The sequence below is a fragment of the Sporolactobacillus sp. THM19-2 genome, from assembly GCF_004153195.1.
Lineage (GTDB): Bacteria > Bacillota > Bacilli > Bacillales > Sporolactobacillaceae > Sporolactobacillus.
In genome coordinates this window covers 15,219-32,792 of the sequence record NZ_SEMC01000005.1, presented here as the reverse complement: position 1 = coordinate 32,792, position 17,574 = coordinate 15,219, and the positions used below count along the sequence as shown (strand labels likewise).

Genomic DNA, 17,574 nt, shown 5'->3' with positions numbered 1-17,574 from the left:
TTACCCCTCCAAGATAAGGCGCTGTGGATCTGATAACAGCCTTTTTATTTTATTCATTGCCCTCTGAGCTGTGGCGCCGTCTATCAGACGGTGATCGAAACTCATAGACAGAGCAAGCATAGGTGCAGCAACTATTTCCCCATCGCGGATAATCGCTTTCTCGGCTATACGGCCTATCCCGAGAATGGCAGATTCCGGTTGATTGATCACCGGTGTGAACCACTGTCCCCCTTCTGAACCGATATTGGTAATGGTGCATGTCCCGCCCTTCATCTCAGTACCTGTCAACTGACCTGAACGGGCTTTTTCAGCCAGTTCGCTGATTTCAGAAGCCAGTTCATACATCGATTTCGATTCCGCGTGTTTCACAACCGGGACAACCAGACCTGCCTCCGTATCCGTTGCGATGCCAATATTGTAGTAGTGTTTATAAATGATTTCTTCCTTTTGTTCATCAAGGGATGCATTGATGACAGGAAATGCCTTCAGCGCAGCAACCAGGGCTTTAATTACGTAAGGGAGATAAGTGAGCTTAACACCCTGATCGGCTGCCTCCTGTTTGAACTGTTTCCGGTGGGCAACAAGTCCGGTTACCTCGACATCGTCCATCAGAGTTACGTGTGGTGCCGTCTGAACGGAACGAGCCGTGGCCCGGGCGATTGCCCTGCGGATCCCGATAAATTTCTCCCGTGTTTCCGGAAATGCCTGTTGATCTTCTTTACCTGCAGTCTGTTCAGGCAGTACCGGCTGCTCTTCCTTTGCTGATGAAGAAGAGCCGGAAAGAAACGTATCAATATCTTCCCGAAGAATCCGGCCTCTTTTCCCTGTTCCGGAAACGGTATTTATGTTAACGCCCTGATCCCTGGCGTATTTTCGCACAGAGGGCATGGCGATAACCTGCGTATCCTTTAAGCTTTGGTCTTTCACTGGATCATGCGACACCGGTTCAGGCGAAGCATCAGCCTCCTGAGCAACCGGTGGTTCAGCGTTTGACGGCTCTTCCTTGAGTCCCTGGTCCGGCTCCCCGGCATCGGACTCCAATGTAATAACCACCGTTCCGACTTCGACCGTCTGCCCTTCTTCGGCATTCAGCTGAAGCACCTTCCCGTCTACGGGAGAAGGGATTTCGACTACTGCTTTATCATTCTGAACTTCTGCAAGCGTGTCATCCTCTTTCACCTGGTCACCGGGTTTGACAAACCATTTTAAAATTTCACCCTCATGTATACCTTCTCCGATATCCGGCAATTTGAACTGATAAGCCAATGGCGCCCATCCTCCTTCATACATAGTGAAAACCTGTTTCTCTATTTATCAAAATTAAAAACTGAGCGTCGCTTTAACCTTGTCAATAATATCCCTTTCATTGGGTAACCAGACATCCTCTGCTCCTGCGAAGGGAAATACGGTATCAGGAGCCGTAACCCGTCCGACCGGTGCTTCCAGATATAAAAGAGACCGGTCATTAATTTCCGCAATAACATGTGATGCGATACCGGCCTGTTTCTGCGCTTCCTGAACAACAACAGCGTACCCGGTCTTTCGGATCGATGAAGTAAGGGTTTCAACATCAAGGGGGCTGATCGTCCTCAGATCGATGACTTCAGCATCGATGTTCTCTTTTTTCAGCTCCCCGGCTGCCTTCAGGGACGCCCGCACCATCGCGCCATAGGTGATAATTGAGATGTCGTTACCCTCTTTTGCAATACGCGCTTTACCCAGTTCGATACTGTACGCTTCTTCCGGGACCTCTTCCCGGAAGGAGCGGTAAAGTTTCATATGTTCAAGAAAGAGAACAGGATCATTATCCCTTATGGCAGAAATCAGCAGTCCTTTCGCATCATACGGATTTGACGGGATCACCACTTTCAATCCGGGACATTCATAAAAAAGGCCCTCGAGATTATCTGCATGCAGTTCCGGCGTTTTTACGCCTCCTCCAAAGGGAGAGCGAATGGTCACCGGTGCGTGAAGCGTCCCTCCGGATCGATAACGTAACCGGGCGAGCTGAGAAACCACGCTGTCCATCGCCTCGAAAACAAAACCGAAGAACTGGATTTCCATTACAGGGCGGTAATCCTGAATGGAAAGACCAAGTGCCAGACCCCCTATGCCTGATTCGGCAAGCGGTGTATCAAAAACGCGGTCTTCACCAAACTCATCAAAAAGCCCTTCAGTCGCCCGAAATACACCCCCGTTTTTTGCCACATCTTCACCGAATAAAAGGATATTGTCGTCTCTTTTCATTTCGGTGCGCATCGCATCTGTAATCGCCTGGATCATCGTCATCTGTGTCATTTCAGGTTCCGCTCCCTCCCGCCATATTCCCTCAATTGCTCTTCTATATTTTGGGTTGGCGTCTCAAACATTAACTTCAGCAAATCAGTGACTTTCTGAGCAGGAGCCTGATCTGCTTTTTTCAGTGCAGCAGCCACATCCTCTTTTGCCTCGGCCATGGTCCGCTCTTCGTCCTCCCCTGACCATAGGCCCAGTTTTTCAAGAAAATGGCGGAATCGGACAAGCGGATCCTTCTTTTCCCATTCCGTGGTCATTTCCTTTGTCCTGTAGCGAGTCGGATCGTCGCCCGCCATCGTATGCGGGCCGTACCTGTAAGTCAGATTTTCGATCAATGTCGGACCCAGACCGGAAACCGCACGTTCACGCGCCTCTTTTACAGCAGCATAGACGGCAAGCGGATCCATCCCATCTGTCTGTATTCCCTTTATGCCCGCCGCAACGGCTTTCTGTGCCAGTGTTGAAGCGGCTGTCTGCTTTTCTACCGGTACAGAGATGGCGAACCGGTTGTTCTGGCAGATAAACACAGCCGGCACGCGGTATACGCCTGCAAAATTAAGGCCTTCATAAAAGTCTCCCTGGGAAGTGGCACCGTCTCCAAAGTAACTGAAGGCCACATTCTTTCTGCCTCTCTTTTTCAAACCCAGGGCAATCCCTGTCGTTTGTGTACATTGAGCAGCAATAATGATCTGTGGTGTCAGAGTATGGACATCAGCCGGGATTTGTCCGCCCTGATAATGACCGCGGGAATAGAGAAAGGCCTTGTAAAGCGGCAGGCCGTGCCAGACCATCTGCGGAATGTCGCGGTAAGAGGGCAGCAGCCAGTCTTCTTTTGCCATCGCAAACTCACTGGCCAGCATCGAAGCTTCCTGACCGGCAACCGGCGCATAGAAGCCGAGTCTTCCCTGTCTGTTTAAAGAGAGCGCACGCTGATCCCAGACTCGTGTATAAACCATGCGGCGCATCAATTCTTTCATTTCTGCGTCACTTATGTCGGGCATCGCTGCTTCATTGATCAGGTGGCCTTGTTCATCAAGTATCTGCAGCGTTGGGAAATTCTCTGCACGTTGTTCTAAATTCCTTGCATGCAAAACAGTCACCTCTTCCTTCAGAATGTGTTTTTCAAGATGAAAAACAAAATGTAACCAATGTCACATAAGCGCTTACAAGTCCTGACAGAGTATCCCTCTTTTTTTGAGATACACCTTGCCTTCAGGACAAACATGAACCCTCTCTTTATGGCCGTCCATGTTCAGCCGATCTTACGCTCAGACCATCATTGATCCTTGCGCAGTTCCTGCCTGATTTAAGTGTATAATACCGTATTCTGTTAAGTCAAACTTAAGCGTCATTATGTTGTAATCGTTTTCATTTTTTCGTTTTTATATGTATTCGACGATTTTCCGGCATGTGCCTTTTTAGCACATGCACGCTTTCAGATCAGATCCAGATGTTTCAGACCTGTTGCGATCCCGTCCTGTTCAGCACGTTCTGTGATAAAACTGGCGGCTTCTTTTGCTTCGTCCACTGCATTCCCCATGGCGACGCCTGTGCCGACAAAGGACAGCATTTCCACATCATTGTGCCCGTCGCCAAATGCACAGGCTTCATCAGGAGCGATACCCAGTTTCTCAAGCATCGTCTTTATTCCGGATGCCTTGGATCCGCTGCGTGGAATCACATCGACAGCTTCTCTGTGCCAGCGGACGTATCTGAATGTATTTAATGGTGCCCTTTTCAGATAATCTGTATTATCCCGTTCATTATAAAAGAGAAGAGCCTGATAAACATCAGCATGTTTGTAAAAATCGGGATCCTGTTCCGGAAAGGGCAGATTCAGCTTCAGGCTGGAAAAGCCTTCTTTAACGACGGGACTCAGTTTGCCGTCAATTTTCATCGTTTTTTCATTTACGAAAATCAGCCGATGATCGCGCTCTGAAGACTCTGCCTCAAGCTGATCCAGTATCTTTTTTGTGAGCGGATTTTTATATAACGGCCGGTCATTAAAGACGACATACGATCCGTTTAAACTCACGTAAGAATGGATATCCAGCTCGGATCTCAGATTCCCAAACATGAATGGCGCGCGGCCTGTGGCAATGACGGTCTTGATCCCCCTGCGCTGTAAGGTTTCGATGGCGGCCGCAGCAGAAGCCGGAACCTTCTTTTGCCGGTCATAAAGTGTACTGTCAATATCGAAAAAGACGATTTTTATGTTGGACACAGTGAGGTCCTCCTCTCAAAGATGTTTGTCCTGGAAAAAATCATTACAGGGTACAGTATAACAGTTTTTATTTAATTCATGGCCTATCCGCCTCGTTTTTCACGTAAAAGATACAATCGGCATCTGTGAGAGCACATCCCCGGCAGGGAAAGCGGCTCAAAAAATGAAAAAAGCCGGCATTTCATATATAATGGAATTTAGAAACTTTTTTGAGGGGAGTATAATTTATGATATTTAAAGTTCTCTATCAGAAATCGCTTAATGAAGTACCGATAAGGGAAAACACCGAGACGCTTTATCTTGAAGCAGAAGACATCCGGGATGCAAGAAAGAAGCTGGCGAAACGGCCGTATAATATTGAATTTATCCAGCCGCTGACCGGGAAGTACCTTGAGTACGAACAAAAGTCGGATGAATATAAACTGGAGAAGATATAATCACATGAAATTCGTAAAAAACCATCAAACTGCAGTATTCTCACTCGGCGGTCTGGATGAAATAGGAAAAAACACGTATGCCATCCAGTTTCAGGATGAAATCATCGTCATTGATGCGGGCATTAAATTCCCCGAAGATGACTTACTTGGTATTGATTATGTCATACCTGATTACAGCTATCTCGTCAAAAATGCCGATAAAGTGAAGGGCCTGTTCATTACTCATGGTCATGAAGACCATATCGGCGGTGTCCCTTACTTTCTTAAAGCATTAAATGTTCCGATTTATGCCGGTAAACTTGCCGCCGGCCTGATCCGGAATAAACTTGAGGAACATAATCTGCTCCGCCGGACGGTGATTCATGAAATTACAGAAGATGATGTCATTAAATTTCAGAAAACATCAGTGAGTTTCTTTCGTACCACACACAGTATTCCGGATTCGTACGGTATCGTTGTCAAAACACCTCAGGGTAATATCGTCGAAACCGGAGACTACAAATTTGATTTCACTCCGGTCGGCGGACAGATCGCTAACCTGACCAAAATGGCTGAAATTGGCAAAGAAGGCGTTCTGTGTCTGATGTCGGACAGTACGAATGCTGAAATTCCGGGATTCACGATGACGGAAAAGAGAGTCGGGGAAAATATCCGTGATATTTTCCTGAAGGTGAATGGAAGAATTATCTTTGCTACCTTTGCTTCAAACATTCACAGGCTTCAGCAGGTGGTTGATGCCGCTGTTGCCACCGGAAGGAAAATAGCGGTCTTCGGGCGAAGCATGGAAGCTTCACTGGACATTGGTGAAGAACTCGGGTATATTGATGCGCCCAAAGGCACCTTTGTCGATCACCAGGTCATTAATCATCTGCCGGATAATCAGGTCACCATTTTATGCACGGGGAGTCAGGGGGAACCAATGGCTGCCCTGTCGCGTATTGCCAATGGCACCCATCGTCAGATTCAGATTCAGCCCGGTGATACCGTCATCTTTTCTTCTTCGCCGATTCCAGGTAATAAAGTCAGCATTAACCGGACGATTAACCAGCTGTACCGGGCAGGAGCGGACGTGATTCATGGAAAACTGAGTAATATCCATACTTCGGGTCACGGCGGCCAGGAAGAAGAAAAATTGATGCTGCGTCTGCTCAAGCCTAAATTCTTTATGCCCATCCATGGTGAATATCGCATGCTGAAAAGGCACGTAGAAACGGCTCATGCCTGCGGAATCCCTTATGATCATTCTTTTATCATGTCGATTGGTGATGTGCTTGCACTCGACCAGGATCATGCGGCAGTGACCGGTAAAATACCTTCAGGTTCCGTTTATATTGATGGAAGCGGAGTCGGGGATATCGGGAATGTGGTGCTCCGCGACAGACGGATTCTGTCTGAGGAAGGGCTGGTCATTGTTGTCGTCAGCATTGACAGGTCTCAACGCAAAATCATGGCCGGACCCGATCTGATTTCTCGCGGATTTGTTTATATGCGGGAGTCGGGGGATCTGATCAGTGAAGCTCAGGAGCTTCTGACGAACAAGCTTCAGAGTATGATCCGGCAGGAAACGTTACAGTTGTCGGATCTTAAACATGAAATTACTGAAACGCTTGGCCCCTTCCTTTATCAGAAGACAAGGCGTAAACCGATGATTCTGCCGATCATTATGGAGGTCAATGGAAAAGCAGCAAGGAAAGTCGAAAGCAGTAAATAAATCAATCTAAAAAAAGCAGGCCCGCAAAATGCATGGCATCCCGGGTCTGTTTTTTTTTTACTAAATGGATCGGCACCAGCTCAGCCGGTGCCGGAAGTCTGAAGTCACAGATTTTTTTAAGAAACGCGCGCCGGCGACTTGATCAGCCCGGGCCTGTCTTCACAAATCGTGATCCCTTTTATAATTCTGATTTCGACTGATCATGACGCGTTTCATATGTAAAATCAATCCGGCTGCAAGCAGTGACAAGATCAAAAGCAGACCATAAAACCAGAATTGTCCGGCAATGGATACTGTAGCATCAGATATCCGGATATCCGGATAAATGATATAGGGAAGATGTGATAATCCGTAACCGGTCAGTGCAAAAAAGTACTGAAGCATCACCAGAATGAAAGCCAGACTATACTTTTGCTTAATAAAAATCAGAGTCACCGCAACCAGAAAACTCAGGAGGGACAGTAAAAATAACCACGAAAAATCCAGTGCGCGGCTAAAATGATCGGGATTTTGCATCTCCAGTCCAAGGAAAACCAACCCGCTGGCAAGAAGAACAGGTATGGACAGCATAAGCGAGAGATACCGCATATTTTCACTCAGTTCCTCATTGTGAATTTTTCGTCCATAGCCCGAAAAATAGACGGCACTGATATACAGGACACTGATCATTGCAATGATGATAACGGTCCAGAAATAAAAGTTTGTGAATAATTCTGTTATAAAAGTCATCAGTCCGCGCTCCTGTCCGGGAAAGCCGCCTTCACTGACCACCATCGTTATGCTGAGTGCTGCCGGTACCAGAATACCGGCCAGACCGTTACCTGAAAGACAGATTTTACCACGCAGAGAGTCCTCAGAAAAAAACTCGGCAAATGTAAAAAATGTCCCTTTAATCAGAATAAAGATCACCGCAAGGATCCCTGAGAAAGCCAGAGGTGTCTGGTATCTGAATGTAAGATCCGTTGAGAGGCCGGACATCACAGCAAAAAAAAGGACAAAACAGACATTGATCACTTCCGAGACCGGTGACAGATAGGTACGTAACGGCCGAAACAGCGAATGACTCTTTTTGATTACCGTGACATAAAAAGTATAAAAACCTGCACCAAAATCAACCGAAGCCAGAATCATATAAATGTAGATCAGGATAAAAAGAATCGAAAAGATCAGTGGTTCAGACAACTCATATACCTCCCTTCTAAACCACTCACGCGCCGCAAGAGATCAGAGCGCTGTATCCAGGGTATTATACTGGCTGAGGACAAGGTCAAAATATCGTCCCTTCTTTTTCATCAGTTCTTCATGTGATCCTTTTTCAACGATTTCGCCTTCATTAAGAACCACAATCTGATCTGCATCGCGAATCGTGGATAAACGATGGGCAATAATGATCGAAGTTCTGCCCTTTAACAGCTTTTTCAGAGCCTCCTGTATCACTATCTCAGTCTCTGTATCTATACTTGCTGTGGCTTCATCCAGAATCAGTATTTTTGGATCAGACAGGAGCGTTCTGGCAAAAGAAAGAAGCTGACGTTCACCAACAGAAAGGATATTACCCCGTTCCTCCACTTCCGTGTGATACCCCTCTGGCAACGCTTCAATGAATTCATTAGCCCCAATGGCCTCAGCGGCCCGTATGGCTTCTTCATCTGAAGCTTCCGGTTTGCCAAACTTGATGTTATCCATAATCGTTCCTGAGAAAATATAAGTTTCCTGGATCACCGTCCCGACGCCTGCACGTAATTCACGGAGGTCGATATCACGCACGTCAATGCCATCAAACATGACTCTTCCTTCCGTGGCGTCATAAAATCTGCTGATCAGATTTGCGATCGTCGTTTTCCCTGAACCGGTATGGCCGACAAGCGCAAGGGTTTCACCAGCCGGAACATGGAGATTAATCCCCTTTAGTGCTTTTCTTGAGTCATCATCATAACTGAAGACAACACGCTTCAAGTCTATTGTACCTCTAATAGACTTCATGCTGATCGCATGTTCCTTATTCGGCACGTTCGGTTTTTCATCCATGAACTCAAAAATGCGTTCAGATGAAGCCATTGCAACGAGCAGCTGATTATATACCTGCCCCAGACGTGATATGGGCCCCCAGAACATCCCAAGGTAAAAGGCAAAAGAGACAAATGTGCCGATGGCAATGGATCCCTGATGGATAAGTACGGCTCCGAACCAGATCAATATAGCCGACCCGATCGCATTTGAAATGTCAACAAAGGGACGGAACATGGCGTTTTTCCGGGAGGCTTCCTTCCAGGCCAGATAATTTTCTGTATTCACACCGGTAAAATAGACCCTGTTATTCTTTTCCTGAGTAAACGCCTGGGTCACGCGAATGCCCTGGATACTTTCATTCAGATGGGAATTTAGCTTTGACATCTTCATACGTACCTGTTGCCATGAGCGCCGTATGTTGCGCCTTAATCGGGTCGAAATGAAAAACATAATGGGGATGACCAGCAGTACAGCGATGGCAAGCGGCGGGCTCAAAATAAAGAGAATCACAAAAATACCTGTCAGTGTCACCAGATCCATTAATGTATTGATGACACCATTTGTAAACAGATCCTGCATGGAATTGACGTCATTAATTACCCGAACCAGAATGGAACCGGCAGATCTTGTATCAAAGAAACGATGTGACAGAAACTGGATATGATTAAAAAGAGTCTGACGCAGATCGTGAATGACATGTTGACCAAGCAGATTGGTTGTTTTGATACGATACCGGTTGCTCAGAAAGGATAACACAAACAGTCCTGCTGTGATCCCGACCAGCTGGTACAGCAGGCTGTAATTCTCATGGGCAATTGCCCGGTCAAAGGCATAGACACCAATAATGACAGGAACAATCAGCCGGACAGCCGTGAGTATCAGCATCGCGACTACAGCTTTCGGGATCAGAGTGGTGACATAAGGCTTAAGAAAACCCAGCAGCCGGGTCATCTGCTTCCAGTTAAATGGTTTTTCAATTTCCCTGTCTTTCGGATAATAAAAACGTTCTTTAACCGATGACCGGCTCATAGGCTCTCTCCCCTTCCCGACGCCATACCTGACTGGATCAGTTCTCTGTCTTTATACTGAATATCATACACGTGCCGATAAATACCATCCATTCTGATCAGCTGTTCATGGGTCCCTCTTTCTTTAATCCTGCCCTTCTCCAGGACAAGAATCTCATCGGCCATCTGCAGTGAAGATATCCGGTGAGCAATAATGAAGGTGGTCCGGCCTTTCATCAGCTGCCTGAAAGCCTTTTGTATCCGTCCTTCTGTTTGCATATCAACAGCACTTGTTGCATCATCAAGGATCAGTATAGCCGGATTAATCAACAGTGCCCTGGCAATGGAGATGCGCTGTTTCTGACCACCTGAAAGTCCCATACCGCGCTCGCCAAGCACGGTATCATAGCCATCAGACATCTTACGGATAAATTCGTCCGCTTCCGCTCTTTTCGCTGCAGAGATTATTTCATCCATCGTCGCATCCGGCCTGCCGTAAGCGATATTATCCCTTATCGTAGAGGAAAACAGAAAATTTTCCTGCAGGACAAAACCGATATTTTTACGCAGCGCGGTTAAATCATACGCTCTGACCGAATGATCATCTATCAGAATCTCACCGTCCGTGGCATCATAAAACCTGGAAATAAGCTGGGTGATACTGGACTTTCCGGCACCGGTTGACCCCATCAGTCCAATGACTTCACCCGGGCGGACATCAAATGAGAGATGTTTCAATGCCGGTTTCTCCTCATTCGGATACACCAGTGAGACATTGCGAAAAACAACGTGACCCTCGAGCCGCTTCGGTTCCAGCGCGTGCTCAGGTGACTGAATATCCTCTTTTTCATCCAGAACCTGCAGCAGACGTTCGCCTGAAGCTTTGGATTGTGAAAAGGTGTTAATAATAAAGCCAAGATTCATCAGCGGATCCATAATATACCAGACCAGGCTGAAAAAAGCGACCAGTTCGCCCGGAGCCAATTGTCCGTTCATGACAAAATAGCCGCCGAGAGCGAGCAGAATCACAACGCTGATATCGCCAATCAGTTCCATGAGCGGGAAATATTTTGCCCATATCCCGGCGGTCGCCAGGTTACGTTTCTCATACGTATCATTGGTTTCTGCGAATCGATCGATTTCAAAGTTTTCCCGGGCCAGAGACTTAACCGTACTCATCCCGCTTATATTTTCCTGGACTCTTGTATTCATTCCGGCGAGTGACAACCTTATTTTTCTGAAAGCAGGATGCACCCGTTTATCAAAACGATAAACAGCAATACACAGGAAAGGGATCATCGCCAGGGTGATCAGTGCAAGATCCAGTGAATAATAAAACATGACCACAAGACTGAAACCAACAAGCACAGCGAAATTGAATAATTGTGTCAGCCCGACAGAAAGAAAAAAGCGGAATCCTTCAACATCAGCAGTCAGGCGCGACATCAGATCACCGGTTTTCGCATTATCATAATAATGATAAGGCAGATACTGCAGTTTTTTGTATAATGCCTGGCGCAGCCGGTAAACGGCGCTGACACCAAACATATCGCCCCAGTACTGGCTCAGATAGCTGGCGAGCCCTTTAACGGTCATGATCAGAATAAAACCAATGGACAGATAGGGGATTAATTGCACGTGTTTATGGATGATGGCCTGATCAATAGTCAACTGCAGCACGATCGGATAAACGATGGTAATCCCGCTGGCAAGAATCAGAAAGAGAATAGCACCGAATAAATAGGCTTTATCCGGCCAGTAAAATTGTTTCAGTCTTTTAAAAATAATCATGTGACACGAGACCTCCCCGCAGGATCATGAACATCGGACGCTCATACTCAGTATCACTCATTGTACCATGGATGGAGTGTATGGCAAGTGATGAAGCTCCGTTGATGTAGGAAGAAATGACACCATATTGCAGGAATGCTCACGCACGCAAAATATAAAGCGACTCCCAAAAAAGGAGCCGCCTTTGAATAAGTATTTTTAACGATCTGATCAGACATGCAGCGTTTCGTCACCGGGGTGCCAGTTGGCCGGGCAGAGACCACCGGACTGGAGCGCCTGAAGCACGCGAAGCGTTTCATCCACATCGCGTCCAATATTGTTATCATTAACAACAGAATAGCGAAGATCTCCTTCAGGACTGATAATAAACAGCCCGCGCAGGGCAACGCCTTCTTCAGGAATCAGGACGCCGTATTTTTCGGCGACTTCATGAGTATGATCTGCGGCGAGTCTGAAATTAATCTTACCAATGCCGCCTTCCTTGCGTGAAGTCTTCATCCACGCCTGATGTGTGTAAATGGTATCGCAGGAACATCCGATGATATCCGCATTTAATGCCGTAAATTCATCGTTACGGTCACTGAATGCCGTGATTTCTGTCGGACATACAAACGTAAAGTCCATCGGATAAAAGAAGAAGATGGTCCATTTGCCTGCTTTAATATTTTCCTCCAGACTTGCTTTGCCGAATGAACCATCGGCATTGACAGCATCAAGTTCGAAGAGCGGTGCCTTGGCACTAACCAGACGTTCTACCATATTTGAAAAACCTCCTGAAATTGTAACTCCTCCATATGAGGGATTATTTTATATTATAAAGTCTCTGTTATTTTTAGTCAATATTAAATTATAATTAATTTAATTAAACGACATGCATTGAAATTTAAAGAAATTGATGATCCTGTCAGCAGAAATATTATCATTTATTTACATCATTATCGAATAGATAGATCGTCGGCCGACCGGTGATATCCGCTTTTCCTTTTCATATCATAGCATGACCCTTTTCATATTTCTAAAAATATGCCCGCAGACAAGCATGGGTAAAACACGATGATCTAAAAAAATTTATACGTTCTTATCGTGCGAAAAAGCCCTCTGCACCGGTCGTTCCGGCACAGGGGGCAACATATCTGACTGGTTTTTCGTTTAACCGAGACCTTCTCTTATATATGAACTGACTACTTTCACGCCCTGAGCAAGGGCTGCCTCATCAGGCATAAAGTCTGCTGAATGAAGGCCTGCTGTCTTCCCTACGCCAAGCCAGAACATAAAGCCCGGAATATCTTTCAGGAAGTAACCGAAGTCCTCACCAGTCATGGCATCTCCACAAATGATATATGGAAATCCCTTCTTATCGCAGAAATGAATAAAGGGATCCACATCATCCGCCCGATTAAAGACCTGATAATAATTGGCACCCCAGTCAATCCTGCTGGTACAGTGATACGCTATCTCAACTGCTTTCGTATGACGCTCAATGTCGTCTTTTATCAGGGCCATCGTCTTCTGATCAAGCGTGCGGATCGTCCCTTCGACCCGTGCATGCCCGGCAATAATATTCTGCTTGGTTCCACCGTCCATCTTTCCGATCGTCACAACAGCTGAATTAAGCGGACTGACACGTCTGGCAACAATCGTCTGCAGGCCGACCACAAAATGACTGGCAGCAACAATGCTGTCGAATGCAAGATCAGGATAAGCGGCATGTCCGCCTTTTCCGTAAAAATCAATAAACAGTTCCGATGTATTTGCAAACAGAATCCCCCGTTTGGTCGCAACCGTACCTGCCGGAAATTCAGGAGAAACATGAAGCGAAAAAATGAAGTCGGGTTTCCACTTACGGAATGCGTCACTTGCCATCATGGGAATCGCTCCGCCCGGGCCTTCCTCTGCAGGCTGAAAAATAAAAACGACATCATCCTTTACCGGGTGAGCAGCGATTTCTTCCAGCGCCCCGAGTGCGACAGTCATGTGAAAATCATGGCCGCAGGCATGCATCTTACCTTTATGGCGGGATTGAAAGGGATAGCCGGTCTTCTCCTCGACAGGCAGGGCATCAATATCTGTACGATAGCCAATCGTTCGCAAGGGATCTGTTCCCGGTACTTTGACCAGAATGCCTGTCTTCCACGTTTCGATTTTCAGACGATTCCCCTGATCCATTTTCCGTATCTGCTTCAGCAGAAAAGCCTGCGTCTCCTTCTCCTCAAATCCGGTTTCAGGTATCTGGTGCAATGCTCTTCTGACGGCTATGTAATCCATTCTCCTTATCCCCTTCCAGCTTCAGCAGTCATGTTGTTATATCTGACGCAGTTCTTTCATGATTTCCGTTTTGGATCGCGTTTTATCGTCAATTTTTTTAATGACTTTTGCCGGGGCTCCGACAACAACCGTATTCGCCGGTACATCCTTTGTGACAACAGCACCGGCCGCAACAACTGATCCGCGGCCAATTCGAACGCCTTCCAGTATCACGGCATTTGCCCCGACCAGTACCCCGTCTTCTACAATAACCGGCTGTGCAGATGGGGGTTCAACGACTCCGGCGAGAACGGCTCCCGCTCCGATGTGGCAATTGTTCCCGACGGTTGCCCGCCCGCCCAGAACCGCGTTCATATCAATCATCGTTTCTTCGCCGACAACAGCTCCGATATTAATTACGGCCCCCATCATAATGACCGCATTTTTACCAATTTCAACTTTTTCACGGATTAATGCGCCGGGCTCAATACGCGCTTCAACGCCTTTCAGATCCAAAAGCGGTACAGCAGAATAACGTGAATTGTTTTCAACGATGTAATCACTGATTTTGTCTTTATTGGCGCTTAAGGTTCTGCTGATTTCCGGCCAGTCTCCGAAGACCGTACCCACAGGGCCACTGATAAATGTGTGTACATTTTCCCCGAAATCGATCGATCCGAGATCTCCTTTTATGTAAACTTTAACGGGTGTTTTTTTCTTACTGTTCTGCAAAAATGAGATAATTTCATGTGCGTTCATCTGTTCCATGCCCATCCTCCTCTTTATTAATCAAGGCTATCTTATCGAACTTTATCGAAAAAGTCTATGCCGGACCAGTTCAACAAACGCCCGAACCTGCCTGAGCTGCATGGCTTCCTCGTCATACAGCAGCCAGTTGTCACGTCTGAGGGGCTCGCCCTGTCTGTCTATCAGCGGAATGCGGTGAACCGGGTCGTTTTCTGTCAGACTGATCGAGGGTAATACAGCATAACCAATCCCGTGTGTCGCCATTTGTTTACAGGTTTCTATCTGATCAACCAAAATAGTTCTTGCCGGATTTTTCATATTTCTGCTGTGCCACCACTCTGTGATCACCCGGGCATAAGACGAATCACTCTTGAATTGAATATAAGGCCGGTCATCGTCCTGCAATTGGCTCAGCGTCCGGATTCTGGTATCAACTAGATTCAGCGGATCAGAAAAAAGATGCAGCTTCTCGCCTCTCCAGACGGGATTGCCTCTGACAATCGCCGCATGACATGAACGCTGGTATATTCGTTCAAGAATCTCACTGGACCATCCAGTAACAAGCGATATTTTCACGCGGGGATAATGTTCCACAAAATCTTTCAGAATGTCGGGGAGCCAGTACTGTCCGTTCACCGACGACACAGCGAGTTTCAGTGTCCCGTAGACTTCGGATCCCCCGGCCTGGATGCGCGCCTTAATCTCATTCTTCTTCTCCAGCATATGACGGGCAAAAGCGACAATGAGTTCTCCTTCTGCCGTCAGACTGACACCGCGTTTTGAACGAATAAAAATCGGCGTTCCCCAGTCCTGCTCAATATGTTGCAGTCTCTGACTTAGCGCAGGCTGTGAAACAAACAATTTCTCTGCTGCCTTCCTCATATTTCCTTCGGTCGAAAGTACGACAATGAGTTCAAAATCTGTCAGAGCCAATGCGTCTCCCTCCAGCTTTTCTTATCATTGCACTCTATTATGAGACATATCAGAGATTTTTTATAGTAGTAACGGGTACACCATGCTATAATGTAATCAAGTTATTGATATTTTATTCACATGAGGAGGACCTGAGACGCATGTCTGACTTCCCGGCAGCAAACAAATCTCTGACACAGAGACAAGTCTACCCGGAAAATATAGAGAACAAACGAAATCAACTCTTTCATATTGCAAAAATTTATGGTATTTACGCTTCTGAAACCATACGGTGCAGCCAGGAACTTGACTTACTGATCATTAAAGCACAGAAAGAATTACTCCAGGCAAATTGACAAACCGGGGATGGTGTCACGTCAATCCTCTTTCTTTTTCATTTTGTGAAAACGTTGTCAATGTTACCTGCCCCCAAGTGGAAGCCCCCCAGTATCTTACTTCACAAAATCCAGATTAAGAACCGGAAAATCAGGAAAGAAAGAAGTGCCGTCATAGGCAAGGTAATCACCCATGTGATAATGATATTGATCGCAACACCCCAGTTCACTCCCCGAACCCGTTCAGCTGCCCCGACACCGAGGATGGATGAGGTGATGACATGTGTCGTACTGACCGGAAAATGAATGGAGGTAAAGCCAAAAATGATAGCGGCGGAGGACAGATCTGCAGCCGCACCATTAATCGGTTCAATTTTCATTATTTTAGTACCAACGGTTTTGATAATACGCCACCCGCCAACAGACGTCCCCATCGCCATCGCAACGCCTGAGGTCACTCTCACCCACAGCGGGATTTCCACTTTATCAAGATAATGTGAAGAAACAAGCGCCATGGTGATAATTCCCATCGTCTTCTGCGCATCGTTTGTACCATGAGCAAAAGACTGAAGTGCCGCAGTAAATACCTGAAAGAGGCGAAAACGACGATTGGTTTTTACAAGTGAAAAATTGCGGAAGACAAAGGTGAAGACTTTCATAATGATAAAGCCCAGCGTAATCGCTGCAATAGGTGAAAAAATCAGGGCCTCAAAGATATCAATAAATCCTGTATAATTCAATGCACCAAAACCCATCGCAGACACCCCGGCCCCGGCGAGCGATCCAATGATCGCATGTGAAGAGCTGCTCGGTATACCGAGGATCCATGTTGCAAGATTCCAGATAACCGCTGAAATAAGCGCGGCCATCACGACGATGAGTCCAATCGTTTCATCCTGAATCGTAAATGGATCAATAATTCCCTTGCTGATCGTCTGAGCCACCCCGGTGAATGTGAGCGCCCCGGTAAAATTCATCGTCCCCGCAAGAATAATTGCGGCCCGGGGTCTGAGCGCACGTGTTGATACAGAGGTTGCAATCGTATTAGCTGTATCATGAAAGCCATTAATAAAGTCGAACACGAACGCCAGAAAAACAATCATCAGGATTAACGCGAACAGGCTTTCCATTTCAAAAAATCCTTTCCGAATCAGAGCTGTTGTCCATTACTCAGGCATTTCTCATGAGAATGGACTCAAGTGTATCAGCCACATCCTCACAGCTGTCCGCTACACTCTCCAGCATCTCATACAGTTCTTTATATTTAATAATTTTGATTGCGTCTTTCTCGATCTTAAATAAATTGGTGATGCATTTGGCAAGCAGATCATCACATTCAGTCTCGTATTCATTAATTTTGATCACGTTTTCCCGGATATTGGCAATCTTCTTATTGCTCAGCATCGTAATGGCCTGGGCAATTTCCTTAGATGATTCATATAAATAATTGACGAAAGTCACCATAAATTCGTCGGCATGCGTCAGTCCATAAATCTCAACCCGCAGGGACCACTCTTCAAAGCCATCGAGAACATCATCCATCTTCATCGCAAGTTCAAGAATATCTTCACGTGCAAGCGGAGTCACAAAGGTTTTATTCAGAGAAATGATCAGTTCATGAACATATGAATCCCCTTTCCGTTCGAAACTCTTCATTTTCTTTGAAAAGACATGCAGATCCTCTTTACTCGTGATTTTCGATTCCGAAAAAAAACGCCCGGCTTCTTCAAGATTGAGCGAAATCAATGACAACATATTCAAAAACTTATCATTTTTCGACAAAAAATGCATTAAATCCACCTCCGATCATAAGACACTCAGGCTTCTGTGCGTCCCTCCCAAAAAGCGCCCAAATTTCATT

16 protein-coding genes are annotated in these 17,574 nt (G+C 46.3%); 3 read left to right on the top strand and 13 right to left on the bottom strand.

The annotated features are described in order from the left end of the window. From EWH91_RS05960 to EWH91_RS05945, 4 genes are all read right to left on the bottom strand, one after another. Window positions 1–1,266 (bottom strand): dihydrolipoamide acetyltransferase family protein, encoded by a 1,266-nt coding sequence (locus EWH91_RS05960; RefSeq protein WP_129929121.1) that lies wholly within the window; start codon window positions 1,264–1,266, stop codon window positions 1–3. Window positions 1,267–1,320: 54 nt separating this feature from the next. Then, window positions 1,321–2,298 (bottom strand): alpha-ketoacid dehydrogenase subunit beta, encoded by a 978-nt coding sequence (locus tag EWH91_RS05955; RefSeq protein WP_129929120.1) that lies wholly within the window; start codon window positions 2,296–2,298, stop codon window positions 1,321–1,323. Beyond that, window positions 2,295–3,386, bottom strand: coding sequence for a pyruvate dehydrogenase (acetyl-transferring) E1 component subunit alpha (pdhA, locus tag EWH91_RS05950; protein WP_129929119.1), 1,092 nt, complete (start codon window positions 3,384–3,386; stop codon window positions 2,295–2,297). The genes EWH91_RS05955 and pdhA overlap by 4 nt, the downstream gene beginning before the upstream one ends. A 344-nt stretch (window positions 3,387–3,730) precedes the next feature. Next, entirely contained in the window at window positions 3,731–4,519 is a 789-nt protein-coding gene (locus tag EWH91_RS05945) for a Cof-type HAD-IIB family hydrolase (RefSeq protein WP_129929118.1), read from the bottom strand. A 227-nt stretch (window positions 4,520–4,746) separates the two neighbouring features. Between EWH91_RS05945 and EWH91_RS05940 the strand changes: the two genes are divergently transcribed. Beyond that, window positions 4,747–4,956: a DNA-dependent RNA polymerase subunit epsilon gene (locus tag EWH91_RS05940; RefSeq protein WP_129929117.1), complete on the top strand. Its 210-nt coding sequence runs from the start codon at window positions 4,747–4,749 to the stop codon at window positions 4,954–4,956. Between the two features lie 4 nt (window positions 4,957–4,960). Continuing rightward, window positions 4,961–6,667, top strand: a complete 1,707-nt coding sequence (rnjA, locus tag EWH91_RS05935) for a ribonuclease J1 (protein ID WP_129929116.1) — start codon at window positions 4,961–4,963, stop codon at window positions 6,665–6,667. A gap of 159 nt (window positions 6,668–6,826) precedes the next feature. On the opposite strand, the gene EWH91_RS05930 is transcribed toward rnjA, so the two are convergent. The 7 genes from EWH91_RS05930 to EWH91_RS05900 form a co-directional block, all read right to left on the bottom strand. After that, window positions 6,827–7,849: a cytochrome d ubiquinol oxidase subunit II gene (locus tag EWH91_RS05930; RefSeq protein WP_129929115.1), complete on the bottom strand. Its 1,023-nt coding sequence runs from the start codon at window positions 7,847–7,849 to the stop codon at window positions 6,827–6,829. A gap of 42 nt (window positions 7,850–7,891) precedes the next feature. After that, window positions 7,892–9,706 (bottom strand): ABC transporter ATP-binding protein, encoded by a 1,815-nt coding sequence (locus EWH91_RS05925; RefSeq protein WP_129929114.1) that lies wholly within the window; start codon window positions 9,704–9,706, stop codon window positions 7,892–7,894. Further along, window positions 9,703–11,475 (bottom strand): ABC transporter ATP-binding protein, encoded by a 1,773-nt coding sequence (locus tag EWH91_RS05920; protein ID WP_129929113.1) that lies wholly within the window; start codon window positions 11,473–11,475, stop codon window positions 9,703–9,705. The genes EWH91_RS05925 and EWH91_RS05920 overlap by 4 nt, the downstream gene beginning before the upstream one ends. Before the next feature lie 210 nt (window positions 11,476–11,685). Next, entirely contained in the window at window positions 11,686–12,234 is a 549-nt protein-coding gene (locus tag EWH91_RS05915) for a peroxiredoxin (protein ID WP_129929112.1), read from the bottom strand. A gap of 390 nt (window positions 12,235–12,624) precedes the next feature. After that, complete coding sequence (locus tag EWH91_RS05910; RefSeq protein ID WP_129929111.1) at window positions 12,625–13,740, bottom strand: N-acetyldiaminopimelate deacetylase; 1,116 nt, start codon at window positions 13,738–13,740, stop codon at window positions 12,625–12,627. Window positions 13,741–13,776: 36 nt separating this feature from the next. Next, on the bottom strand, window positions 13,777–14,487 hold the full coding sequence (gene dapD, locus EWH91_RS05905; RefSeq protein ID WP_129929110.1) for a 2,3,4,5-tetrahydropyridine-2,6-dicarboxylate N-acetyltransferase: 711 nt from the start codon (window positions 14,485–14,487) through the stop codon (window positions 13,777–13,779). Between the two features lie 42 nt (window positions 14,488–14,529). After that, window positions 14,530–15,399, bottom strand: a complete 870-nt coding sequence (locus tag EWH91_RS05900) for a transcriptional regulator CcpC (protein WP_129929109.1) — start codon at window positions 15,397–15,399, stop codon at window positions 14,530–14,532. A 140-nt stretch (window positions 15,400–15,539) separates the two neighbouring features. Between EWH91_RS05900 and EWH91_RS05895 the strand changes: the two genes are divergently transcribed. Beyond that, the gene (locus EWH91_RS05895; RefSeq protein ID WP_129929108.1) at window positions 15,540–15,734 is read left to right on the top strand and encodes an aspartyl-phosphate phosphatase Spo0E family protein; all 195 of its coding nucleotides are present in this window, start codon (window positions 15,540–15,542) and stop codon (window positions 15,732–15,734) included. Window positions 15,735–15,835: 101 nt separating this feature from the next. Here the strand turns inward: EWH91_RS05895 and EWH91_RS05890 are convergent, their stop codons facing one another. After that, the gene (locus EWH91_RS05890) at window positions 15,836–16,843 is read right to left on the bottom strand and encodes an inorganic phosphate transporter (RefSeq protein WP_129929107.1); all 1,008 of its coding nucleotides are present in this window, start codon (window positions 16,841–16,843) and stop codon (window positions 15,836–15,838) included. Window positions 16,844–16,883: 40 nt separating this feature from the next. Then, a complete protein-coding gene (locus tag EWH91_RS05885) occupies window positions 16,884–17,504 on the bottom strand; it encodes a DUF47 domain-containing protein (protein ID WP_129929106.1) in 621 nt (206 codons plus the stop codon). Window positions 17,505–17,574 lie beyond the last annotated feature (70 nt).